The organism is Allobosea massiliensis (genome assembly GCF_042655245.1).
GTDB lineage: Bacteria > Pseudomonadota > Alphaproteobacteria > Rhizobiales > Beijerinckiaceae > Allobosea > Allobosea massiliensis.
The window spans coordinates 1-22,588 of record NZ_JBHSLU010000046.1 but is presented as its reverse complement, the minus strand read 5'-3'; the positions used below and the strand labels follow the sequence as shown (position 1 = coordinate 22,588).

At 67.1% G+C, this 22,588-nt stretch carries 22 protein-coding genes and 2 tRNA genes; 12 read left to right on the top strand and 12 right to left on the bottom strand.

The features are described from left to right. The first annotated feature begins 95 nt into the window (after positions 1 to 95). Both ACFPN9_RS15080 and trpE read left to right on the top strand, forming a co-directional pair. Positions 96 to 2,009, top strand: coding sequence for a peptidylprolyl isomerase (locus ACFPN9_RS15080; protein ID WP_245282351.1), 1,914 nt, complete (start codon positions 96 to 98; stop codon positions 2,007 to 2,009). 2 nt (positions 2,010 to 2,011) lie between these two features. Beyond that, positions 2,012 to 3,541, top strand: coding sequence for an anthranilate synthase component I (gene trpE, locus ACFPN9_RS15075; RefSeq protein WP_066719331.1), 1,530 nt, complete (start codon positions 2,012 to 2,014; stop codon positions 3,539 to 3,541). A 37-nt stretch (positions 3,542 to 3,578) separates the two neighbouring features. Here the strand turns inward: trpE and ACFPN9_RS15070 are convergent, their stop codons facing one another. Then, positions 3,579 to 4,169, bottom strand: a complete 591-nt coding sequence (locus ACFPN9_RS15070) for a TIGR00645 family protein (RefSeq protein WP_066719329.1) — start codon at positions 4,167 to 4,169, stop codon at positions 3,579 to 3,581. Between the two features lie 243 nt (positions 4,170 to 4,412). Between ACFPN9_RS15070 and ACFPN9_RS15065 the strand changes: the two genes are divergently transcribed. From ACFPN9_RS15065 to xth, 4 genes are all read left to right on the top strand, one after another. After that, positions 4,413 to 4,904 (top strand): BA14K family protein, encoded by a 492-nt coding sequence (locus tag ACFPN9_RS15065; protein WP_066719326.1) that lies wholly within the window; start codon positions 4,413 to 4,415, stop codon positions 4,902 to 4,904. A gap of 107 nt (positions 4,905 to 5,011) precedes the next feature. Beyond that, a complete protein-coding gene (locus ACFPN9_RS15060; protein WP_066719323.1) occupies positions 5,012 to 5,383 on the top strand; it encodes a CidA/LrgA family protein in 372 nt (123 codons plus the stop codon). Next, positions 5,380 to 6,108, top strand: a complete 729-nt coding sequence (locus tag ACFPN9_RS15055) for an LrgB family protein (RefSeq protein ID WP_377817218.1) — start codon at positions 5,380 to 5,382, stop codon at positions 6,106 to 6,108. The genes ACFPN9_RS15060 and ACFPN9_RS15055 overlap by 4 nt, the downstream gene beginning before the upstream one ends. A gap of 15 nt (positions 6,109 to 6,123) precedes the next feature. Beyond that, positions 6,124 to 6,909, top strand: coding sequence for an exodeoxyribonuclease III (xth, locus tag ACFPN9_RS15050; RefSeq protein WP_066719318.1), 786 nt, complete (start codon positions 6,124 to 6,126; stop codon positions 6,907 to 6,909). Between the two features lie 15 nt (positions 6,910 to 6,924). Here the strand turns inward: xth and ACFPN9_RS15045 are convergent, their stop codons facing one another. The 6 genes from ACFPN9_RS15045 to ACFPN9_RS15020 form a co-directional block, all read right to left on the bottom strand. Continuing rightward, a complete protein-coding gene (locus tag ACFPN9_RS15045; RefSeq protein WP_066719315.1) occupies positions 6,925 to 7,287 on the bottom strand; it encodes a hypothetical protein in 363 nt (120 codons plus the stop codon). A gap of 80 nt (positions 7,288 to 7,367) precedes the next feature. Then, a complete protein-coding gene (locus ACFPN9_RS15040; protein WP_245282350.1) occupies positions 7,368 to 8,315 on the bottom strand; it encodes a tetratricopeptide repeat protein in 948 nt (315 codons plus the stop codon). Next, a complete protein-coding gene (ilvD, locus tag ACFPN9_RS15035) occupies positions 8,302 to 10,032 on the bottom strand; it encodes a dihydroxy-acid dehydratase (RefSeq protein ID WP_066725726.1) in 1,731 nt (576 codons plus the stop codon). Before ilvD ends, ACFPN9_RS15040 begins: the two co-directional genes overlap by 14 nt. A gap of 294 nt (positions 10,033 to 10,326) precedes the next feature. Beyond that, positions 10,327 to 10,908, bottom strand: a complete 582-nt coding sequence (locus ACFPN9_RS15030) for a YqaA family protein (protein ID WP_066725721.1) — start codon at positions 10,906 to 10,908, stop codon at positions 10,327 to 10,329. Beyond that, positions 10,889 to 12,649 carry an alkaline phosphatase D family protein gene (locus ACFPN9_RS15025; protein WP_377817217.1) on the bottom strand — a complete coding sequence of 587 codons (1,761 nt, stop codon included), beginning with the start codon at positions 12,647 to 12,649 and terminating at the stop codon, positions 10,889 to 10,891. Before ACFPN9_RS15025 ends, ACFPN9_RS15030 begins: the two co-directional genes overlap by 20 nt. Before the next feature lie 90 nt (positions 12,650 to 12,739). Next, positions 12,740 to 15,607 carry a valine--tRNA ligase gene (locus ACFPN9_RS15020; protein ID WP_066725718.1) on the bottom strand — a complete coding sequence of 956 codons (2,868 nt, stop codon included), beginning with the start codon at positions 15,605 to 15,607 and terminating at the stop codon, positions 12,740 to 12,742. Between the two features lie 186 nt (positions 15,608 to 15,793). Here ACFPN9_RS15020 and ACFPN9_RS15015 point away from each other — a divergent pair, with 186 nt between their 5' ends. Both ACFPN9_RS15015 and ACFPN9_RS15010 read left to right on the top strand, forming a co-directional pair. Next, positions 15,794 to 16,279, top strand: coding sequence for a pyridoxamine 5'-phosphate oxidase family protein (locus ACFPN9_RS15015; RefSeq protein ID WP_066725717.1), 486 nt, complete (start codon positions 15,794 to 15,796; stop codon positions 16,277 to 16,279). Continuing rightward, on the top strand, positions 16,279 to 16,509 hold the full coding sequence (locus tag ACFPN9_RS15010; RefSeq protein WP_066725716.1) for a hypothetical protein: 231 nt from the start codon (positions 16,279 to 16,281) through the stop codon (positions 16,507 to 16,509). Before ACFPN9_RS15015 ends, ACFPN9_RS15010 begins: the two co-directional genes overlap by 1 nt. Positions 16,510 to 16,530: 21 nt before the next feature. On the opposite strand, the gene ACFPN9_RS30325 is transcribed toward ACFPN9_RS15010, so the two are convergent. The 3 genes from ACFPN9_RS30325 to ACFPN9_RS14995 all read right to left on the bottom strand — a co-directional run bounded on the left by ACFPN9_RS30325 (position 16,531) and on the right by ACFPN9_RS14995 (position 19,485). Next, positions 16,531 to 17,079 carry a DUF2497 domain-containing protein gene (locus ACFPN9_RS30325; protein ID WP_066725781.1) on the bottom strand — a complete coding sequence of 183 codons (549 nt, stop codon included), beginning with the start codon at positions 17,077 to 17,079 and terminating at the stop codon, positions 16,531 to 16,533. A 206-nt stretch (positions 17,080 to 17,285) separates the two neighbouring features. Beyond that, the gene (locus tag ACFPN9_RS15000) at positions 17,286 to 18,683 is read right to left on the bottom strand and encodes a TolC family outer membrane protein (RefSeq protein ID WP_066725715.1); all 1,398 of its coding nucleotides are present in this window, start codon (positions 18,681 to 18,683) and stop codon (positions 17,286 to 17,288) included. 163 nt (positions 18,684 to 18,846) lie between these two features. Continuing rightward, positions 18,847 to 19,485: a protein-L-isoaspartate O-methyltransferase family protein gene (locus ACFPN9_RS14995; RefSeq protein WP_066725713.1), complete on the bottom strand. Its 639-nt coding sequence runs from the start codon at positions 19,483 to 19,485 to the stop codon at positions 18,847 to 18,849. Positions 19,486 to 19,800: 315 nt separating this feature from the next. Here ACFPN9_RS14995 and ACFPN9_RS14990 point away from each other — a divergent pair, with 315 nt between their 5' ends. After that, positions 19,801 to 20,529, top strand: coding sequence for a hypothetical protein (locus ACFPN9_RS14990; RefSeq protein ID WP_156446674.1), 729 nt, complete (start codon positions 19,801 to 19,803; stop codon positions 20,527 to 20,529). 53 nt (positions 20,530 to 20,582) lie between these two features. On the opposite strand, the gene ACFPN9_RS14985 is transcribed toward ACFPN9_RS14990, so the two are convergent. Next, positions 20,583 to 20,656, bottom strand: a tRNA-Cys gene (locus ACFPN9_RS14985). 163 nt (positions 20,657 to 20,819) lie between these two features. On the opposite strand from ACFPN9_RS14985, the gene ACFPN9_RS14980 reads away from it, so the two are divergent. Beyond that, positions 20,820 to 20,894 (top strand) — tRNA-Asn (locus ACFPN9_RS14980). A gap of 134 nt (positions 20,895 to 21,028) precedes the next feature. After that, the gene (locus tag ACFPN9_RS14975) at positions 21,029 to 21,511 is read left to right on the top strand and encodes a hypothetical protein (protein WP_377817216.1); all 483 of its coding nucleotides are present in this window, start codon (positions 21,029 to 21,031) and stop codon (positions 21,509 to 21,511) included. A gap of 104 nt (positions 21,512 to 21,615) precedes the next feature. Here the strand turns inward: ACFPN9_RS14975 and ACFPN9_RS14970 are convergent, their stop codons facing one another. Beyond that, entirely contained in the window at positions 21,616 to 21,951 is a 336-nt protein-coding gene (locus ACFPN9_RS14970; protein ID WP_377817215.1) for a hypothetical protein, read from the bottom strand. A 134-nt stretch (positions 21,952 to 22,085) separates the two neighbouring features. On the opposite strand from ACFPN9_RS14970, the gene ACFPN9_RS14965 reads away from it, so the two are divergent. After that, positions 22,086 to 22,469, top strand: coding sequence for a DUF2513 domain-containing protein (locus tag ACFPN9_RS14965; RefSeq protein ID WP_377817214.1), 384 nt, complete (start codon positions 22,086 to 22,088; stop codon positions 22,467 to 22,469). Positions 22,470 to 22,588 lie beyond the last annotated feature (119 nt).

The following is a 22,588-nucleotide window of genomic DNA, read 5'->3' as shown; positions in this document are numbered from 1 at the left end:
TTGCGGCAACGCCTCGCGGTTCCTATAAGCGGCACCGACGAAAACCGGCAGGGACGTTCCACGCGCCCCGCCAGGCCAGGGAAAGACCGACTTCCATGATGATGACGGGCATCCGCAAGGCGGGCCAGAGCTTCCTCGGCAAGCTCGTGATCTTCGTCCTGTTCGGCTTCCTGATCTTCTCCTTCGCGATCTGGGGCATCGGCGACATTTTCCAGGGTTATGGTCGCAACTCCGTGGCCCGCGTCGGCAAGGCCGAGATCGGGCTGGAGCAGGTCCGCACGGCCTTCCAGAACGATGTCCAGCAGCTGACTCGCCAGCAGCGCCGCCAGATCACCCCCGAGATGGCGCGTGCGCTCGGTCTCGACCGGCAGGTCCTATCCCGCCTCATCACGGAATCGGTGCTCGACCAGACGGCGCGCTCCATGCGTCTCGCCGTGTCCGACGACACCATCCGCAACCTGATCTTCGAGGACCCCGCTTTCCGCGACGCCTCCGGCAATTTCTCCGCCGCCCGCTTCAACGAGCTGCTGCGCGCCAACGGCTTCACCGAACAGGCCTATGTCCGCGAGCAGCGCGCCACGATCCTGCGCCAGCAGATCGGCGAGATGGTCGTCGGCGCGGTCACCTCCCCCGTCGCGCTTCAGGAACTCGGCCACCGCCTGCGCAACGAGCGCCGCGATATCACCCTCGTCCGCCTCGCCCCCGCCTTCGCCGGCGAGATCCCGGCTCCGACCGAGGCGCAGCTCAAGACCTTCTATGACGAGCGCAAGAGCGCCTTCCGCGCGCCGGAGCGGCGCACCGCCGATCTGCTCGCGCTCACCGCCGAGAGCCTGGCCGATGCCGGAACCGTCAGCGAGGCGGATGCCCGTGCGCGCTATGAGGAGGTCAAGGCCCAGCGCTTCACCACGCCCGAAACCCGGACCATCCAGCAGATCGCGTTCCCGACCGCGGAAGAAGCCCAGGCCGCCCGCGCGCGCATCGAGGCCGGCGAAACCTTCGATGCCGTCGCGGCCGCCCGCAACGTCGCCGCCGCCGATCTGACGCTGGGCACCTTCACGCGGACCCAGGTCTTCGATCCGGCCGTGCGCGAGGCCGCCTTCGCGCTGGCGGAGGGCACAGTCAGCCCCCCGGTCACCAGCGCCTTCGGCCCCGTCCTGCTGCGGGTCACCGCGATCGTGCCGGAAGCGGTACGTCCCTTCGACGAGGTCGCCGCCGAAATGCGCAGCGACGTCGCGACCCGCCGGGCGGCGAGCCGCATCACCGAGATCCATGATCGGATCGAGGATCAGCGTGCCGCCGCCAAGCCGCTGGCCGAGATCGCCAAGGAGTTCAACCTGCCCCTGCGCAGCGTCGGACCGATCGATGCGAGCCTGCGCCGGGCCGATGGCGGCACCGAACCGGCCTTGCCCGGCGGCGACGCGACCATCCAGGGGATCTTCCGCTCGGAGCCCGGCGTGGACAACGAGGCGGTCCGGCTGCCGCGCGATGCCGGCTATGTCTGGTACGACGTCAAGAAGATCGATCCCTCGCGCGAACAGGGCTTCGACGAGGTCAAGGCGCAGGTCGAGGCGCAGTGGCGTGCGGACGAGGTCGCGACCCGCCTCGCCGCCAAGGCGCGCGAACTCGTCGAACGGATCGACAAGGGCGAGGCCTTCGATGCGGTCGCGGCTTCGGCCGGCCTCACCATCGAGCAGGCGGCCGGCCTCAGCCGCCAGGAGCAGCGCCCCGACCTGCCGGCCAATGTGATCAACCTGATCTTCGGGACACCGGCCGGCAAGAGTGCCTCCGCCGCCATCGCCGATGGCGGGCGCATCCTGTTCAAGGTCGATGCCGCCACGGTGCCGAGCTATGCCCGCACGACGCAGGAGGCGGAAAACTTCGCCCGCACCCTGGCGGCCAGCGTCAGCGAGGACATCCTCACGCAGTATGTCGCGCAGCGGCAGACTGAGCTGGGCGTCTCGATCAACGAGACCGCCTTCCGCAATGCCACGGGCGGGAACCAGAACTGACCATGGCGGAGGCGCAGGATCAGGAGGCCTTCGCCGCCGCCTATGAAGCCGGCACCCCGCAATTGCTGCGGCAGGTGCTGGTCGGCGATTGCGAGACCCCCGTCGCCGCCTTCCTGAAGCTGCGCCACGCCACGACCGGGCCGGCCTTCCTGCTCGAATCGGTCGAGGGCGGCGCGGTGCGGGGACGCTACTCGATGATCGGCCTCGAGCCCGATCTGATCTGGCGCTGCCATCGCGGCCAGGCTTCGCTCTGCCGCCCGGCGCTGGGCGACGGCTTCCTCGCCGATCCCCGCCCGGCCTTCGAAAGCCTGCGGGCGCTGCTGGAAGAGAGCGCCATTCCTGACGCCGACGCGCCGGGGAGCGGCGAACTGCCGCCGATGGCGGCGGGCGTCTTCGGCTATCTCGGCTACGACATGGTGCGCCTGATGGAGCGCCTGCCGGAGCCCAAGGAAACCGGCACGGGCGTGCCCGACGCGATCCTGACCCGGCCCACCCTGATGGTCGTGTTCGATTCGGTGCGCGACGAGATCCATGTCGTGACGCCGGTGCGCCACCAGCCCGGCGTTCCCGCCCGCGCCGCGCATGAGCGGGCGCTGGAGCGGCTCGATGCGGTGGTGTGCGCGCTCGAAGGTCCGCTGCCGCCGGACGCCGCGACCGACATCGCCGCTCTGCCGGAGCCGGCGATCATGTCGAACACCAGCGAGGAGCGCTTCCACGAGATGGTGGCGGCCGCGCAGGACTATATCCGCGCCGGCGACATCTTCCAGGTCGTGCTGTCGCAGCGCTTCGAGGCCCCGTTCCAGCTGCCGCCCTTCGCGCTCTACCGGGCGCTGCGGCGCGTCAATCCGGCGCCTTTCCTGTGCTATCTCGACTTCACCGATTTCCAGATCGTCTGTTCGAGCCCCGAGATCCTGGTGCGGCTGCGCGACGACACGGTCACGATCCGCCCGATCGCCGGCACGCGCCGCCGTGGCGCCACTCCGGCCGAGGACGAGGCCCTGGCTCAGGAGTTGCTGGCCGATCCCAAGGAGCGCGCCGAGCATCTGATGCTGCTCGATCTCGGCCGCAACGATGTTGGCCGAGTCGCGCAGATCGGCTCGGTCAAGGTCACCGATTCCTTTTTCATCGAGCGCTACAGCCAGGTCATGCACATCGTCTCCAATGTCGAGGGGACGATCGATCCGCGCCATGACGCGCTGGCGGCGCTGTCAGCGGGCTTTCCGGCTGGCACGGTCTCCGGCGCGCCGAAGGTGCGGGCGATGGAGATCATCGACGAGCTCGAACACGACGCGCGCGGCGCCTATGGCGGCTGCATCGGCTATTTCGGCGCCAATGGTGAGATGGACACCTGCATCGTGCTGCGCACGGCGGTGGTCAAGGACGGGCGCATGCATGTCCAGGCCGGCGCGGGCATCGTCTACGATTCGAATCCCGCCTCCGAGCAGGCGGAATGCGTGAACAAGGCCAAAGCCCTGTTCCGTGCCGCCGAGGAGGCGATCCGCTTCGCCGCGCGGGCCGGACGGGGGCAGTAGCCCCCGCCTGCGCTGAGCCGCCGCGCTGCCTTGCGCGTCAGTGCGCCTTGCTCGCAGCCGCAGCGGTCACCGTCATCCGGTCGACCCAGGCGATGCCGATCGCCGAGACGATGAAGATCGTGTGGATCACGGTTTGCAGGATGATGCCGGTCTCGGTGTAGTCGGTGGTGCGGTTGGCGCTGCCGATGTTGCCGGCCTCGATGAAGGTCCGCAGCAGATGGATCGACGAGATGCCGATGATCGCCATGGCGAGCTTAATCTTCAGCACGCTGGCGTTGACATGGCTCAGCCATTCGGGCTGGTCGGGATGCCCCTGGAGGTTCAGCCGCGAGACGAAGGTCTCGTATCCGCCGACGATGACCATCACCAGCAGGTTCGAGATCATCACCACGTCGATCAGGCCCAGCACGACCAGCATGATCTGCTGCTCGCTGAAATCCGTCGCGTGCTGTACGAGATGCACCAGTTCCTTGAGAAACTTGAAGACATAGACGCACTGCGCCACGATCAGCCCGAGATAGAGCGGCAGCTGCAGCCAGCGCGAACCGAAGATGATCTTCGACATGAGGCTGAGCTGCGAGGTCGGCAGCGCCGGCTTCTGATGAGGGCTTTCGCCAGCTTGAGACATGATCGGCCTCGTATCCTTGCAACGGATGATGCAGTGCAAAATCAGCCGCTGCGATATGGAATGCAATTCGAACGCGCGCAAGCGCTTCCGCCGCGTCAGCGATGTCGGTCTACACGCGCGAGGACGACGAAATTTTGACGCGATCCTGTGACACGCTTTCCGAATACGAGCGTCCGCGTTACGCTCGGTGACCCTTCGGAGGACGCGCAAGCTTCCTCTCGCTCCAGAAGAGAGGATCTGTCCATGATCAAGACCTTCAGCCTCGCGGCTGCGCTGGTCGGTACGGCCCTGATCGCCACTCCGGCCTCCGCCGCGCCGATCATGGCGACGGCGAACCCTGCCCTCGCGACCGCTGCAGCGGCCGGCGATCTCGTCGAGACGGTTCAGTATCGTCGCTATGGCTATTATGGGCCGCGCTACGGCTATCGCGGGGGCTATTACCGGGGCGGCCGCGGAGCGGCGGTCGGCGCCGGCATCGCTGCCGGTGTGATCGGCGGTGCGCTCGCCGCCGGCGCCCTCGCCGGCCCGCGCTATGTCGAGCCTGCCCCGGTCTATGTCGCGCCCGCGCCGGTCTATGCCGCCCCGGCGCCGGTCTACGGGGCTCCCGTGCGCGCCTATGGCTACAGCGAGGCCGACGTCGATGCGGTGGCCTATTGCTCGCGCCGCTTCAAGTCTTACGATCCCGAGACCGGCACCTATATCGCCAAGGGCGGCGTCGTGCGCGCCTGCCCCTGACCTATTGCGACCGTCCGGTCGTCTACACCTCCCCGCAGCGATGCGGGGAGGTTTTTTGTTGATGGAACGAAGGCGCGATAGGCTGGACCCCTCCCGGAGCATTCCGCATGATCGTCGCTCTCACCCTGCTGCTCACCTGCCAGCTCGTCGGCGAAGCGCTGGCGCGACTTCTCGCGCTGCCGGTGCCTGGGCCGGTCATCGGTCTCGTATTGCTCTTTCTCGGCCTGCGCTGGCGGCCCTCGGCAGCTCTGGATGGCGCGCCATTGGCGACGGTGGCGGGCGTGCTGCTCGCTCATCTCTCCCTGCTGTTCGTTCCGGCCGGAACCGGGATCGTCCGCCACGCCGGCGCGCTGCTCGCCTATGGTCCAGGCCTGCTGACCGCACTCGTCCTCTCGACCGCGCTGACGCTGGCCGTCACCGCCTTCGTCTTCGTCAAGGTCGCCGCGCTGGTTGGCAGTCGACCGGACCCCACCCCGTGACGGCGCCGGATCTGACGCGCGTCGAGACGCTCTGGGTCTATCTCGCCGCCGACCCGCTTCTCTGGCTGACGGTGACGCTGGCGGCCTATGTCGTCGCAGATCGGATCTCCGCCCGTTTCGGGCGCCACCCGCTCGCCAACCCCGTGCTGATCGCCGTCGCCCTTCTCGCCGCGATCCTGACGGCGACGCGCACGCCCTTCGAAACCTATTTCCAGGGCGCGCAATTCGTCCATTTTCTGCTCGGCCCGGCCACTGTCGCGCTCGCTCTCCCCCTGCACCGTCACTGGCCACTGGTGCGCAAGGCTGTGCTGCCGATTCTGGCCGCGCTCCTCGCCGGCGCCCTGACCGCTGTGGTCAGCGCCGTCGGCGTCGCCGCCGCCTTCGGGATCCCGCAGCCGATGCTGGCCGCCCTCGCGCCGAAGTCGGTCACGGCGGCGATCGCCATGGGCATTTCCCGAGAGATCGGCGGCGAGCCCTCGCTGACGGCGACGCTGGTGATTGCGACCGGCATCCTCGGCGCCGTGATGGTGACGCCGCTGATGGTCGCCCTCCGCTGCACCGACTGGCGCGCACGCGGCTTCGCAGCGGGGCTTGCGGCGCATGGCATCGGCACGGCACGCGCCTTCCAGGTCAATCCTGTGGCCGGCGCTTTCGCCGCCATCGCGATGGGGCTGAACGGGCTTGTCACGGCGGCGCTCGTGCCGCTTATCCTGCGTCTCTTCTGATCCGGAGCCTTTCCTTTGCGCATCGCCACCTGGAACGTGAACTCGGTCCGCCAGCGGCTCGGCCACCTGCTGGATTTCCTGAAGGAGGCGCAGCCCGATGCGCTCTGCCTACAGGAGATCAAATGCGTCGATGCCGATTTCCCGCGCCGTGAGATCGAGGAGGCCGGCTGGCAGGTCGAGACCCACGGCCAGAAGACCTTCAACGGCGTCGCGATCCTGTCGCGGGCGAAGCTCGAGGACGTCCGCCGCGGGCTGCCGGGCGACGATTCCGACGAGCAGGCGCGCTATCTCGAGGGCGTTCTGCCGCTCGGCAGCGGCGTCGTGCGGCTGGCCTCGATCTATCTGCCGAACGGCAACCCGCCGAACACCGAGAAGTATCCCTACAAGCTCGGCTGGATGAAGCGGCTCGCCGCCCATACGCGGATGCTGCTCGCCCATGAGGAGCCGCTGGTGCTGGCCGGCGACTACAATGTGATCCCCGAGCCGCGTGACGCGCGCGACCCCGCCGCCTGGGTCTCGGACGCACTCTTCCTGCCGCAGACCCGCTCGGCCTTTCGCGACCTGATCAATCTCGGCCTCACCGAGGCCCTGCGCGCCACCACCGACGACGCCGGACTGTACACATTCTGGGACTATCAGGCCGGCGCTTGGCAGCGGAACAACGGCATCCGCATCGACCATCTTTTGCTCTCGCCGCAGGCGGCCGACAGGCTGGATGGAGTCCAAATCGCCAAACATGTCCGCGGTTGGGACAAGCCTTCGGACCATGTGCCCGTGATGGTGGAGCTGCGTGCGGCGTGACGCGCACCCGCCGTTCTACTCGGCCGTGCCCCGTTTCACGCCAGCTTTGATGAACACCTTGAACGGCGTGGTGCCGGAGGCATCGCTGTCGAGCGACCGCCACTGTCCGTTGGTGCAGAGAATGCCGCCCTGGGTCTCGACCGCGTCAAAAACGATGGCGTTGCGATAGACGGTGCCGTTCGGCTCGATCGCACGGAAGTTCGTGCTGCAGCGCCCATCGGCAACGACCGGATCGTAGTCATGGATCATGATGCCGCCCCCGCCCGTGCTCGGGAAGGGATCGGTCAGGACCGGCCAGTTCTCATAGGCGACATCGCCCAGGCTCGGAGCACTCGGCAGCGCGAGAAGCGCGGCGAGGATGGCGGCGGGGATGCGCATGGAACGACACTCCGGTTGACGGAGCCGTTACGCGGCGTTCGCGCGGCCGGATGCGACTGGCGTCCGAAAAATGGGGTCAGTCAGCGCTGTGGCGCGCGCGCGCCGGCGACCTGCTGACGCTCGATCAGGGCGAGCGCCGCCGTGCGGTCGCTGGCGGAAGCCGTCGAGAACGCGGTGTCGTGGCGCTCGATGATCCAGGTCTCGCGGTCGGGATCGGCGCTCTCCCGCGCGAGCGACAACCACATCAACCCGAGCACCGGCTGCCGCGGCACGCCCTCGGCCCCGCGCAACAGCATGTCGCCGAAGACGGCACGAGCAGGCGCATAGCCCTTCTCGGCCGAAAGCTTCATCCAGCGCGCCGCCTGGCGGGCGTCGCGACGCGTGCCCTGCCCGTTCATGTAGAGCCGGCCGAGATTGTACTGGCCTTCCGGGTCGCCGAAATAGGAGGCCGCGTAATGGAACATGTCGAAGGCGCGGTCGATGTTCGGGCGGACATAGCTGCCCTTGATGCCGTCCATGAAATAGCCACCGAGCGCGACGAAGGCGCTGCCGACGATGCGGCCATTGGCAGTGCCGGGAATCGCATCGGCGTTCTCGTCCGCGATCTTCGAGAAATACTCGAAGGCCTTGAGATCGTTGGCGGGTACACCCTCGCCGCCGGCATACATCCGGCCAAGCTTGAACTGTGCCGTCAGATGGCCCTGCGCGGCCGCATATTCGAGCGCGCGTACGGCACCGGCCTGATTGCCGGCGGTGGAGTCGCGCATCCAGGCCCGGATCGCATCGCGCGCACTGCTGAAGGGCACGAGCGGCAGCGCCGTATGGGCGGCCGGGGCATCGGGAGACGGAGCGAGGCTCGCGGCGCCCGCGGAGGGCGCGTCGAGGGCGCCGGGCTCGGGAAGCGCGACGCCGGGAATCGGCCGGGGCGGAACCGGACCACGAGCGCCCATGGCGTCCTGCGCCCAGGCGGCCTGCTGGCCGCCCAGGACGAGGAGCAATGCTGCGATCGTGGTCTCAGATATCCGCATAGCAATGGGTCTCGGCGGCGCCGCCCGGATGGGTCACGGCCCCTCCCTTGGCGGAGCCGACGGTCTGCGCGTATTTCCAGAGGGCACCGGAGTTGTAGTCCGTCTTGCGCGGCACCCAGCTCTTACGACGCTCCTCAAGTTCGGCATCAGAAAGGCGGACTGCGAGCTTTCCTGTGATCGCGTCGAGCTCGATGATGTCGCCGTCGCGGATCAGGCCGATCGGTCCGCCGACGGCGGCCTCAGGCCCGACATGGCCGACGCAGAAGCCGCGCGTGGCGCCCGAGAAGCGCCCGTCGGTGATGAGCGCGACCTTGTCGCCCATGCCCTGTCCGTAGAGGGCAGCAGTGGTCGACAGCATCTCGCGCATGCCGGGACCGCCCTTCGGCCCCTCATAGCGGATCACCAGAACGTCGCCGACATTGTAGCCGCGCTGGCTGACGCAGGCGAAGGCGTCCTCCTCGCAGTCGAAGCAGCGAGCCGGGCCAGTGAAGGTCAATTGCTCGGTCGTCATGCCGGCGATCTTCACGATCGCACCCTCGGGCGCGAGGTTGCCCTGCAGTCCGACGACGCCACCATTGTCAGACAGCGGCTTGTTGGCGGGACGGATCACGTCCTGCTCGTCGTTCCACTTCACGCTTGCCAGGTTCTCGGCGATCGTCCGGCCGGTGACGGTCATGCAGTCGCCGTGCAGGAAGCCATGGTCGAGCAGTGTCTTCATCAGCAGAGGAATGCCGCCGACCTCGAACATGTCCTTGGCGACATATTTTCCGCCCGGCTTCAGATCGGCGATGTAGGGCGTCTTCTTGAAGATGTCGGCGACGGCGAAGAGATCGAAATCGATGCCGCATTCATGCGCGATCGCCGGCAGGTGCAGCGCGCCATTGGTCGAGCCGCCCGAAGCCGCAACGACCATCGCCGCATTCTCGAGCGCCTTGCGGGTGACGATGTCGCGCGGGCGGATGTTGCGGGCGATCAGCTCCATCACCATCTCGCCGGCGGTGTAGCAGAAGGTGTCGCGCACATCGTAAGGCGCCGGGGCGCCGCAGCTATAGGGCAGCGCCAGGCCGATCGCCTCGGCGACGGTCGCCATCGTGTTGGCAGTGAACTGCGCGCCGCAGGAGCCGGCCGACGGACAGGCCGCCTCTTCCAGTTCCTGCAGGTCCTCGTCCGACATCGCGCCGACGGAGTGCTTGCCGACGGCCTCGAACACGTCCTGGACGGTGACCGGCTTGCCCTTGAAGGTGCCGGGAAGGATCGAGCCGCCATAGATGAAGATCGAGGGCACGTTCAGGCGCACCATCGCCATCATCATGCCGGGCAGCGACTTGTCGCAGCCAGCGAGGCCGACCAGCGCGTCATAGCAATGGCCGCGCATCGTCAGCTCGACCGAGTCGGCGATGCATTCGCGTGAGGCGAGCGACGACTTCATGCCCTGGTGGCCCATGGCGATGCCGTCGGTGACGGTGATCGTGCAGAACTCGCGCGGCGTGCCGTTGGCCGAAGCCACGCCCTTCTTCACCGCCTGGGCCTGGCGCATCAGCGAAATGTTGCAGGGCGCGGCCTCGTTCCAGCAGGAGGCGACGCCGACGAAGGGCTGGGAAATCTGCCGGGCGGTCATGCCCATGGCGTAATAATAGGAGCGGTGCGGGGCGCGGGCCGGTCCCACGCTCACATGCCGGCTGGGGAGCCGGGACTTGTCGAAAACACGCGCATCCATCGTCTTTTTCCTCGTTCCACCCTGCGCTGTGACGCGCGCGGCAGATGTGCCACGCAGGCCAAGCCGGGCGCAACGCCGCCCTACCCCTCCAAAGACGCGCCGAGCCGCGTCCACCGCACCAGACACAGACTTTAATTCGTCTATATCTCAGAGACTTATCGCGTCTCTTAGCTGCGGGCGTTTTGTGGCGGGATCGCGGCGGTTCCCTCGGCAGCACGGGCAGTCGGCGCAATCCGTGGAACTGTTGCGCCGATGTCACAAACCGGCGTCCCCGCCGCTGCCGATCGCAGCTCTTCAGAGCACCATCGGCAGCACGAAGAAGCCGCCGACGATGACCACCACCAGCGCCAGCGCCGTCATCGGCAGGTGCTTTTCGATAAAGATGCGGATGTCGTCGCCATAATAGCGCAGCGCGATGGCGATCATGGCGAAGAAGGTGACGCGCGAAATGATCATACCGATCGTAAACTTCCACAGGTCGAAGTGCAGGAAGCCCGACATGATCGTCACGATCTTGAAGGGGATCGGCGTCAGACCCTTGGTCACCAGAACCCAGAACCAGAAATCCTGCGAGGTCGCGATCAGCTCGGCCGCCTTGTCCTGCAGGCCGTAGATGCTGATCAGCCAGGAGCCGAGCGAGTCGTAGAGCAGCGCGCCGATGGCATAGCCGAGATAGCCGCCGAGCACCGCCCCCAGCGAGCAGACGCCGGCATAGAACCAGGCGCGGTCCGGCCTCGCGATGCACATCGGAATCAGCAGTGGGATCGGCGGCAGCGGACTGACCGAACTCTCGACGAAGGTCAGGAAGAACAGCAGCCAAGGGGCGGCCGGATGGGAGGAATAGGCAACCAGCCCGTCATAGGCGCGCTTCAACATGGCGGAAGAACAACCGGTCTTGGGTTATCGGCGTCGAGATGCATGGCGGGCTTGCGCCCCACGCGCATCTAACCGTGTCACGGGAAGAATGCCAGAGATGTCTTGCAGTAACGTCAATTTGACGACGCCTGCGCGGCCGAAAACGGGCGCGACGCTCAGGCGGGGCGCAGGCCGCGCCGTCCCGCTTCGACGACGAAGCTCGCGGCCGTCGCGACGCCGGCGCCTTTCTCGCTGACACGGTCCAGCACGCGATAATCGGCCTGCCAGCGGTCCCGGCCGACCGAGTGGCGCAGATAGCCGCGCTGGTTGTTGAAATAGCGGATATGCGGGTTCTTCTGCAGACCGACCCGCCTGCACGGGTCATCGGCGCACCGTCGCCGCCGGAGCTGATCGACGTCGCGACGAACTCGACCCCGACAGTGGCCGAACCCGCATCGTCGAAATCGGCCTTTAGCTCGCCCGCCCAGTTCTGATGGATGTCCCCGGTGAGGACCACCGTGTTGACCACCCCCGCCTCGCCGAGCGCGTCGAACAGCCGCCGCCGCGCGGCCGCCGCGCCGTCCCACTTGTCCATGTGGTACCGGGCCGTTCCGATCTCGGGCGCACTGTCGAGGCGCATCATCATTACCTGCTGCGCCAGCACCGTCCAGCGCGGCGGCGGCAGGCGAAAACCATCGCGCAGCCACGCCTCCTGCGCAGGGCCGAGCATGGTGCGCTCGGGCGCCAGCGCCTCGGCACACCCCACCTGCCAGCCGTCGCCACAGGGCTGGTCGCTGCGGAACTGGCGCGTGTCGAGCACATCGATCCGGGCGAGTTCGCCATAGCGGAACCGCCGATAGGCCTGGATCGCCGGCCCGTTCGGCAAGGCGCTGCGCCGTAGCGGCATGTGCTCGTACCAGGCCTGGAAGCCCGCCGCCCGTCGCAGCGCGAAGATCTCAGGCGGCACGCCCGCCTCTTCGGAGATAGCACCGGCCCAGTTGTTGTCGATCTCGTGGTCGTCGAAGGAGACCAGCCACGGCGCCGAGGCATGGGCGGCCTGGAGGTCGGGGTCGAGCTTGTAGAGCGCGTAACGGCGGCGATAGTCGGACAGCGCGTAGATCTCGTCGGGATCGCCCGGCATCACGCGCGCCACCGTCAGCGGGCGGTCTCCCGGTCGGATCGTGCGGTATTCGTAGATGTAATCGCCGTAGTGGTAGATGAAGTCGAAGCGCTCCTCCGCCGCATGACGGAAGGCCGTGAAAAAGCCGTCCTCATAGCGCTGGCAGCCGACCACGCCGAAGCGCATCGCCTCGACCGCCGCCCCCGCCGCCGGAAAGGTGCGGGCGCGCCCAATCGGGCTGCGCACGCCGCCACAGGTGAAGCGATAGGCATAGAAGCGGTCAGGCTGCAGGCCGGTCACCTCGACATGCACCGCATGGCCCAGCTCCGGCCGCGCCAGCCCGGTGCCGCGCTGCAGGACCCGGGTGAAGCCCTCGTCCTCGGCCACCTCCCACGAGACCTCGACGCCCCGCATCGGCATGCCGCCATGCTCGGCCAGAGGTTCGGGTGCAAGCTTCGTCCAGATCACGAACCCGTCCTCGGCAGGATCGCCCGAGGCGACGCCGAGCGAAAACGGGTCGGCCGCGAAGACCGGGTTCGTCCAGAGCCGCTGCGCCAAGACCGGCGGAGCCGCCAGCAGCAGCCCTGACGCGGCGAGCCCCGTCAGCAGATGGCGGCGCGAGGGCGTGCCCCGCGCCGTCACGAAATCGTCGGGATCGAAGCGTCCGAAGGCGTCACGGCGGAACATGCTGGCCTCCCCGACCGAGCCACCGGCCCAAGCAGCACGGCGCCTCTACGACAACCGCGCCAGAGCCTCCGCGATCTTCAGCTTGCGCGCTTCCGCCGCCGCCTTGCGCTCGCGGTTCTCCTCGACGATCTCCTCGGGCGCCCGCGCCATGAAGTCCGGATTGCCGAGCTTCCGGTCGACGGTCGCGATGTCCTGATCGAGCTTCCCCAACTCCTTGGTCAGGCGGCTGCGCTCGACCTCGAGATCGATGATCCCGGCCAGCGGCAGCGCCGCGACCTCGCCGCGCACGATGATCTGCGCTGACTGCGCCGGCGAGACGCTCTCGAAGGCGATGTCGGACACCCGAGCGAGGCGCTGGATCATCGGGGCCCAGGCCTCGACCGTGGCACGCGTGGCCACCGAGGCGTTCACCAGTACCAGCGGCGCCTGCGTGCCGGCCGGCACATTGACCTCGGAGCGGACCGAGCGGATGTCGGAGATCAGGTCGACGACGAAGCCGATCTCGGCCTCCGCCGCAGCGTCCTTCAGCGCAGCGAGATCCGGCCAGCGGGTCAGGCAGACGAGCGACGCATCGCCTGCGGAGAGGACACGCGGAACCCCCTCGCCCGCCTTCTGTGCCCAGAGCTCCTCGGTGAGGAAGGGCATGAAGGGATGCAGCAACTGGCAGATCAGGTCGATGACATGCGCGACCGTCGCCTGCGTCTCGGCCTTCTCGGCCGGATCGACGCCCTCGCCCTGCAGCACCGGCTTCGCCAGCTCCAGATACCAGTCGCAGAACTGGTTCCAGACGAAGCGGTAGGCCGCGCCCGCCGCTTCGTTGAACTTGAAGCTCGGGATGCCCGCCGCGATGTCTTCGGCCGCGGTCGCCGCCTCGCTCAGGATCCAGCGGTTGAGCGGCAGCCTCACCTGCGCCGGGTCGAAGCCGGCAACGCGCGCGCAGCCATTCATCTCGGCGAAGCGTGCCGCGTTCCAGATCTTGGTCGCGAAGTTGCGGTAGCCCTCGACGCGCGCCGTCGCGAGCTTGATGTCGCGCCCCTGCGCCGCCATCGCCGCCAGCGTGAAGCGCAGCGCATCGGCCCCGTACTGATCGACCAGCGTCAGCGGGTCGATGACGTTGCCCTTCGACTTCGACATCTTCGCGCCCTTCTCGTCGCGAACGATGGCGTGGATGTAGACGTCCCTGAACGGCACCTCGTCCATGAAGTTGAGGCCCATCATCATCATCCGGGCGACCCAGAAGAAGATGATGTCGAAGGCGGTGACGAGCGTCGCCGTCGGGTAGTAGCGCTTCAGCTCGGCCGTATCCTCCGGCCAGCCCAGCGTCGAGAACGGCCAGAGCGCCGAGGAGAACCAGGTGTCGAGTACGTCCTCATCGCGCGTGAGCTGGACCGCCCCGCCATAATGGCCGATCGCCTTGGCCTGGGCCGCGGCCTCCGATTCCGCGACGAAACATTCGCCATCGGGTCCGTACCAGGCCGGAATCTGGTGGCCCCACCAGAGCTGGCGCGAGACGCACCAGGGCTCGATGTTCTCCAGCCAGTCGTAATAGACCTTGGTCCAGTTCTCGGGTGTGAACTTCGTCCGCCCGTCCTGCACCGCCTTGAGCGCGCGGTTCGCCAGCGGCTTGACGTCGACATACCACTGGTCGGTCAGCCAGGGCTCGATCACGACGTCCGAGCGGTCGCCATGCGGGACGGTGTTGGTGTTGGGCTCGATCTTGGCGAGATAGCCGCGTTCAGCCATCATCGCGACCACTGCTTTGCGCGCTGCAAAGCGGTCGAGACCGCGTAAATTCTCGGGAATTTGTTCGCTAGCCGAGTCCCCCACTATGGGTTCGTCCGCCAGTTGAACGTTCGCGCTCGATTTTTTGAAGCTGAAATCTTGCCAGAAGCTGGAAACAATCTTCGCCTCGCCGTCGAGGATGTTGATGACCGCGAGCTTGTGCCGCTTGCCGACCTCGAAATCATTGAAGTCGTGCGCCGGGGTGATCTTGACCGCGCCGGTGCCCTTCTCCGGATCGGCATAATCGTCGCCGACGATCGGGATGATGCGGCCGACCAGCGGCAATACGGCGTTTCGGCCGATCAGATGGCCGATCCGCTCGTTCTCCGGATGCACGGCGACGCCGGTGTCGCCCAGCATCGTCTCCGGCCGCGTCGTCGCGACCTGGATATAGGTCGAAGCGTCGTCGGCATCGTAGGTCACGCCTTCGAGCGGATAGTTGAAATAGTAGAGATGCCCGCCCGGGTCCTTGTTCAGAACCTTGTCGAGCTTGGCGGCGTCGAACGCATCCTCATTGCCGCGCTGCCATTTGAACGAGCCGGTCTTCTCGACCTGCACGACCTCGAGATCCGAAATCGCGGTCTGGAACTTCGGGTCCCAGTTCACCAGCCGCTTGGCGCGGTAGATGAGCCCCTGCTCGTGCAGGGCGACGAAGACCTTGAGGACGGCCTGGCTCAGCCCCTCATCCATGGTGAAGCGCTCGCGCGACCAGTCGCAGGAGGCCCCCAGACGCTTCAGCTGGTTGACGATCGTCCCGCCGGACTCCTCCTTCCACTTCCAGACCTCGGCCAGGAAGGCCTCGCGGCCCATCGTGCGGCGGTCGGTCTTGTTCTCGGCCGCGAGCCGGCGTTCGACGACCATCTGCGTCGCGATGCCGGCATGGTCGGTGCCCGGCTGCCAGAGCACATCCTTGCCGCGCATCCGCTCGAAGCGGCAGAGCACGTCCTGCAGCGTGTTGTTGAGCGCGTGGCCCATATGCAGCGAGCCGGTGACGTTGGGCGGCGGGATCACGATGCAGTAGGGCTCGGCGCCCGGCGCCGCGCCGCGCCCGGCGGCGAAGGCATTCGCCTCTTCCCAGGCCTTGCTGATCCGTGCCTCGACGGCGGCCGGCTCGAATGTCTTGTCCATCATCGCTTCGCTCGAACGGAAAACGGCCGGGGCTCGGCCCGGCCGGATAAATCTGAGGCCCGAAAGGTCGCCGGACTTAAGAGCGCAACCCGCCCCCCCGCGTCAACCGCTGGCGGCAACCGCGAGGTCGCGCCAAGGAACCAGCGCGGCCCCTGCCGGTTGAACCTGCAATCCAGCAGGAGCTTCACCATGACCCATCACACCGACCAGACTCAGGTCTGGGACCTTATCGACGATATCAAATTCGCCATGCTCGTGACCCATGACGGCGAGGGCGACGAGCTGCGCGCCCGCCCGATGCACGCCCATGGCGAGCGTGACGAGGACACGATCTACTTCCTCACCGATCGTCGCCACCACAAGGATGACGAGATCCGCATCAATGACAATGTCTGCGTCGCCTTCGCCGACAACAGCGGCATGCGCTACGTCTCCGTCACCGGCACGGCGACCGTGGTCGACGACCGCGCCAAGGTGAAGGAGTTGTGGGATCCGAGCAACAAGGCCTTCTGGGACAGCGAGGACGATCCGAACATCCGCGTGTTGCGCGTGCGCCCGTCCATGGCCGAGTTCTGGGCGAGCCCGGGCAAGATCGTCACCACGGTGAAGATGGCTGCGGCAGCCCTCACCGGCGCCAAGCCCGATCTCGGCGTCAACCGCAAGGTGGCCCTGTGATGAACCTGCTCGTCCACGCCGTCGGCGCCTGGATTGCGGCGGAAGCCGCCTCCGGTCGCTATCCCCGCCCCGTCGCAGTCGGTCTGTCGATGCTCGTGTCGCGCCTCGGCGCTCCGACGATGGCGATGACGGTCATGGCACTCGCGATCAAGCGGCTCAACGAGGCCGGCGCCTTCGAGCGCCTGAAGACGCCCGCGGTCGAAAGCCGGCAGCGCCTCGGCGACCGCTGAGACGGACGCGCGGCTGGTCGCTTAGTGACGGCCGCCGCGCGCGACCCGCTCGATCTCGGCACGCACCAGTCGCTCGACCATCGTCGGGAGGTTGTCATCGAGCCAGGTCTTGAGCATCGGCTTGAGCATGTCCTTGACGAGATCCTCGAGCGTTCGCGCATTGTTGGTCAGCACCGTATGCGCGAGCTGGCCGAAGGCGCTGGTCACGGCCGAGCTGGTCTGATCGGACAGCAGTTGCGCCATGTCGAAGGCGGGTGGCGGAGGCGCAGCCGCAAAGGAGGGGGCAGGCTCCGGCGCGGGGGGCGGAGGCGGTGGCACAATCGCCACGGGCTCCGGCTCCGGCGGCGGAGGCGGCTCCAGGAAGTCGACATCACCATCGGCTGGCGGGACGGCCTCCGGCTCCGGCGGCGGGACGAGCGCGGCTTCAGCGCCGAGATCGAGAACGTCATCCTCGATCGGAGGCGGCGGTGGTGGCTCCTCGGCGATCGGCGCGGCTTCGACGCCGGCTTCCGCCGGCTTGACCTCATCATCGGAGATGATCCGCCTGATGGAGGCGAGGATCTCCTCCATGGAGGGTTCGTTGGCCTTCGGTTGCGCGCTCATCTGATCCGGACCACTCGACTCCGGGCGCACCGACAGAATCAACGCCGCCCAGCCATCGAGTATTTCACGCAGGCGACGTCAGGCAAGGCGCAGGCCGGTTCAACCCACAGGGAAACCGCCCCTGTTGCGCGAATGTCGACAGGCGAGGCTGGAGCGCAGCGCTCCGGCCAGTCTTAGCGACCGGACGGAGTCTCGGTGCCCCAGAGCAATCCCTTGACCTGCTCGTAGTGGCGCCGCTCGTCATAGACCTCGGTCCGCAGCTTCAGCGTCGTCGCGGAGAGCCGTCCGATGGCCGACAGCACAGAATAGGACGCTACCACCCGATCGCGCTGGGCCGTCACCAGCGTCGAACGCGCGCTCACCAGTTCCTGCTGAGCGTTCAGCACGTCGAGCGTGGTACGCTGGCCGACCTTGGCCTCCTCGCGAACGCCGGCGAGCGCCGTTTCCGCCGCCTGAACCTGAGCCTGCGCCGCCACGATCTGCGCCTTGGCCGCCTCTAGGCTGCCCCAGGCCGAGACGACCGCGGCTCGCACCGTGTCGCGCTGGGTGTCGACCTCGATCCGCCGCTGGCCGGCGGTTTCCTTGGCCTGCCGCGTCCGCGAATAGACTTGGCCGCCCTCGTAGATCGGAATCGTCAGTGTGCCGACGACGCTGGCCGAGGCGCGGTTGTCGCCGAACTGGGTCGAATCGTAGCGCTGCTGCACGAGACCGCGCACGCCCAGAACAGGATAGAGGTCGGCCTCCGTGACCTTGACCTGCAGCTCCGCCGCATCGACGCCGTGCAGCGACGCGACGATCGCCGGATGGCCCGTCAGCGCCGTATCGAGCGCCGCCGGCAGCGACTTCGGGAGCAGATGCTCCACCGGCCTGCCGGGTGCTAGCTGCTTCGGCTCGGCGCCGACATTCTGGCGGTAGCGCGCGATCGACGTCTTCAGATTCGACTCGGCCAGGATCGCCTGGGACTGGGACTGCGACAGCCGTGCCTCGGCCTGCGCGACGTCGGTGCGTGTCACCTCGCCGACCTGAAAGCGGTCGCGGGTCTGGCGCAGCTGCTCTTCCAGCACCTCGACGTTGTTGCGGTTGAGCGTGAGGATCGCGGTGTCCCGCAGCACGTTCATGTAGGAGGTCGCCGCGTCGAGCAGCACGTTCTGCTCGGTATTGCGCAAGGTGGCGCGGGCACCGAGAACCTGCGACTCGGCCTGGCCAACCGAATTGCGGGTCTTGCCGCCGTCGAAGATGTTCTGATCGATCTGGACGCCGCCGCCGCGCGGAGCGAGCCGGGTCGTGGACGTCCGGCCGCCCGGCACATTGGCATCGGTGATGCTGGCGCCGATATCGGCGGAGGCCGTGACCCTCGGGCGATAGCCCGACAGCGCCTGCGGTACGTTCTCATTGGTCGCACGGAGCGAGGCGCGCTGCGCATTCAGCGTGGGATTGCCGGAGTAGGCGCGAGACAGTGCCGCTTCCATGGTCTGCGCCAACGCACCCGGGGCAACGCTCGATGCGAGCACCAGTCCGAGCGCGGCGAGCGAGAGCCTGCCGAATGTTCCGTTCTTAATCCGTCGTGTCACCGGACGCCTCATGTGCGGACTCGAGTCGCGCCCAGGCATCGCCCCAGCCTCGGCATACAAAGAGAGCGTTACATAGCCCGGCCCGGCCCGAGCGCCAACGCGCCGTTAGCGACCGCAGCACGAAGAGTGGGTCGGTGCCGCAAAAATGCGACACCGCGCGAATTTAGAAGACGAATGCCGGTTTCTTGCGGAACTCGGCCAGAGCGGGCGCTGCAGCGTCGAAAACCGGGCGTCCCGAAACGCCGCCGGACGTCTTCTGATAAAGCTTCACCCGTGCCGCTCGTCCGAGCCCCTCGACCACGATCAGCCGCCCGCCGTCGCGCAGCAGCGGGAAGAGCTCCTCCGGCGGAACCTCACAGGCGCCTGCGACGAGCACGGCGTCGAATCGATCATCGCCGGGCCCATCCGCCGTCATTGTGACGGCGAGACCGGCGGCCGCGACGGCTGCCTTCGCCAGATCGAGGGCGGCGGCATCGGTCTCCCAGAGGGTCGCGTCGGCGCCCATCTGCGCCATCAGCGCGGCGCCGTAGCCGCTGCCTCCGCCATATTCGAGCACCGCCTCGCCCGGCTGCACGTCCAGCACTTGGATCATCCGAGCCAGCACCATCGGCGTCATCAGCGCCCGGCTCGTTCCCGGCAGCGCCACCGTCTGGTCCAGATAGGCGAGATGGGAGAGAGAGGCGGGCAGGAACGCCTCGCGCGGCACGCTGTCGGCCGCAGCGAGCACGCTGCGATCCGTCACGTCATAGGTCCGCAGCTGGCAATCGACCATCATGCGGCGCAGCGCGGCGAAACTCTCCATGGCGCGAAATCTCCGTCCGCCGAAATCCTGAGTCCGGCCGGCGTTGGGAGGGCGCTCGCGCCCGTGCCGGCCGCCATGCCAGCCATCGCTGCTTTCTGTTCGAGCGCGCCGCAAAAGGCAAGACGCCGGGCTCGCCCGTCGTCCGCGCGGCAATCTCGCGCATAGCGCGCAAAGCCGCGTCGGCACCAAGCGCGCCGCCCTGTCCGGCAACGCGAACATGACCTAACGTCATGTCGATTCGGTTGGGTGGATGTGATGTTCGATACGAAGTCGCTGTGCGTGGCCGTTGTGGAACGAGCGGATGTGGCGACGGCCTTGACGAGCACCGGCCACTCGGGAGCGCGCTATCTTGCGGCCAACAATGGCTATCTCGCCCTGACGGAACGTGTCTGGGGTGAGCTTGAGGGCCGTTCGCCGATCAGCGCCGGCGCGGCGATCGGCGACCCCGATCGCGACCGCCGCCTGTGGCTGCTGGACCGCAATGGCTACTATGACTGCGAGCAGGCGGTCATCGGCGCAGCCTCCGGCCGCCGCGTGCCGGTCGAGATCAGCGCACAGCGCGTCTGGTGCAGCGGCATCGCCTGCGACCTCGAATTTTTCCGGCCGCTGGCGCTGCCGCAGACGGGCGCGGCCATGGCCCCGCCCGGTCCGCGCGCGGCCTTCCTGCCCGAGCTCGAAACCAATCTGCGAAAGCTGACGCCCTTCGACCGGACGATCCTGATCCGGCGGATGCTGACAGCCGTGGCCGAAGGCGGAATCCTGATTGCGCGAGTCGATCCGAACCCGGCCATCACGCGTTATTCCGACACGCTGCGCGGCAGGCTTGCGGCCTATATCGCGCCGGGCCGGAGCGAGATCGCGGTGAAGCTGGATTTTTCGGCGTTGGACGAGGCGGCCGCCGAGCGGCATCTGCTGGAATTGGCGGCGGAAATCTGGAGCCTGATCCGCTTCACCAAGGATCCCGAGACAGCTGGCATGCTGGAGAGGCTGGTCGCCCCCTATACGCTGCCGACATCGCCCGTCGTCGCCCGGCTGGGCGACTGACCCGGCATGGACACGGCGTCGATCAGGGTAACGATCACGGTATCGGGGGATTTTGGAGGCCTCGCCCGGAATCGAACCGGGGTGCAAGGATTTGCAGTCCTCTGCGTAACCACTCCGCCACGAGGCCTTCCGTCGGCGCCGCGCTGCGACGTCGATGGCCGCAATAACCATAAGCCGCGGCGCGCTGCAACAGCCAAGCATCATGCACAGGCCCGACGTCGCCTTTCCGTCATCGATCGACGGAAAGGGGTTGCGTCCCCCGGACGGCGTCGCTATACGCCGCCCACCGATCCCGGATAGCTCAGCGGTAGAGCAATCGACTGTTAATCGATTGGTCGCAGGTTCGAATCCTGCTCCGGGAGCCAGGAATTTCAAGGGCCTAGGCGCGAAACGCCTGGGCCCTTTTGCTTGATTAGGTACGCGATAGGTACGTGAATCGGGCGACCCATCGGCGATGCAGCCGGTTCACGTCGCACGCGTGGCACAGGAGGACACGGGCATGACAGCGTCGCTGCCCCTTTGGGGCCTCTGGCTTCAAGCCCTGGGTCCAACGTGCGTCGCTGGAGCGGTTGCGTTCATAGCATGGCGGCAATGGAAAACCGCGAAGGAGAAGCTGACCCTGGATCTCTTCAAGGAGCGTTTCGACGTATACATCCAGATCGCCGACGCTGTGGAACTGTCGAGATGGGAGAAGACTGCAGCGATCGACGCCTGCGATCGGATTTTTGCAGCAAAGCGGCGTTGCCGGTTCCTATTCGGAGACGACGTCACGTCCATCGTCGACGAAATTGCCGGGCTCGCTTTCGACGTTAAAGCGTTTGTCGAACTGCGAGACAATGAAGCTTTCCGAGAGGGCGCCGCGGAATTTGTGCGAGAGCGCGGGATTGAGATCGCTCAACATCCGATTGCCATGAGGAAATCACTCGACCGTCTGGCCGTCGCCTGTGAGAGCTACATGCGGATCACCTCGAAGGCAGCATGATCGCGTCGTAGTCCGGGGACAGAGTGTCGCGTTGAGCGATCGGTGGCGCTGAGGCACGCTCGCCCAGCCCGCAGCCTTTGCCCCCCAGACGCACGGGCCGGCCGTCAGCGGAATGGAGCGATCCGGCCCGCTGGCGGCTGTGAACCTCTCGGCGTGCCCCCATAGCCCATCCCCGTGCGCTCGCGCAGCACGTCGTAATGGTCGATCACGCTCGGCCTGGACGACAGATTGCGCCCGCCGCACCTCGAGCACCGGAAGCGCAGGCAGAGATCGGGAACGGGCGCGTCCGCGGGGAAGCGGTCGATCGCCACCTCCGCATGATGGTGGCACCCATTGCACCAGATCTCGGCCCGGCCGATGCCGGCCGCCAGCAAGCCGCCGACCGTCTCCGGTGCAACCTCCCGGCCTTGGGCGTCATAGCAGCGGCGGGGATTCCTCATCTGGCGACGCTAGGGGCGCGCGGACAGCGCCTGCAAGTCCCTGTAGCGATGGACCCCCGCGCTGAAACGTGATGCGATGCTCTCCCGTCCAGATTCCGCCACATCCTTACCGGACCCGACCGATGCAGCGAGACATGGAGATCATCAGGACGCTTTTGCTGAAGCTCGAGCAGATGGAAATGGACCCCGGCTCGATGCGCGGGCTGTCGTGCTATCGCGATGAATTGAAGATCGAAGGCGTCACCGGCGAGGCGATCGGCCACCACCTCGAGATGATGATCGATGCGGGGCTGATCCATGTCGACAAGGGCCGGATGATCAACGGCCATGAGATCTATTTTCAGCGGGTTTCGTGGCAGGGGCACGAGTTCATCGCATCGATCCGCGATCAAGAGGTCTGGAAGCAGACCAAAGAGGTAGCGAGAAAGGGCGGCGTTGAAGCGATTGCGGCAGTTTGGGACATCGCAAAGGCGATCGGTAAGGCTGAACTGAAACGCCGGACCGGGCTCGACATATGACTTCCAAGTTTCGGAGCGTGACCGCCCGCGCCGATACATCCACGGTCGCGGGCGGCGCTCTGCGGCGTCACGTGGTGGCGCCGGCAGTCTCAGGCAGGAACGCGGCCGGGTCGGCGCCG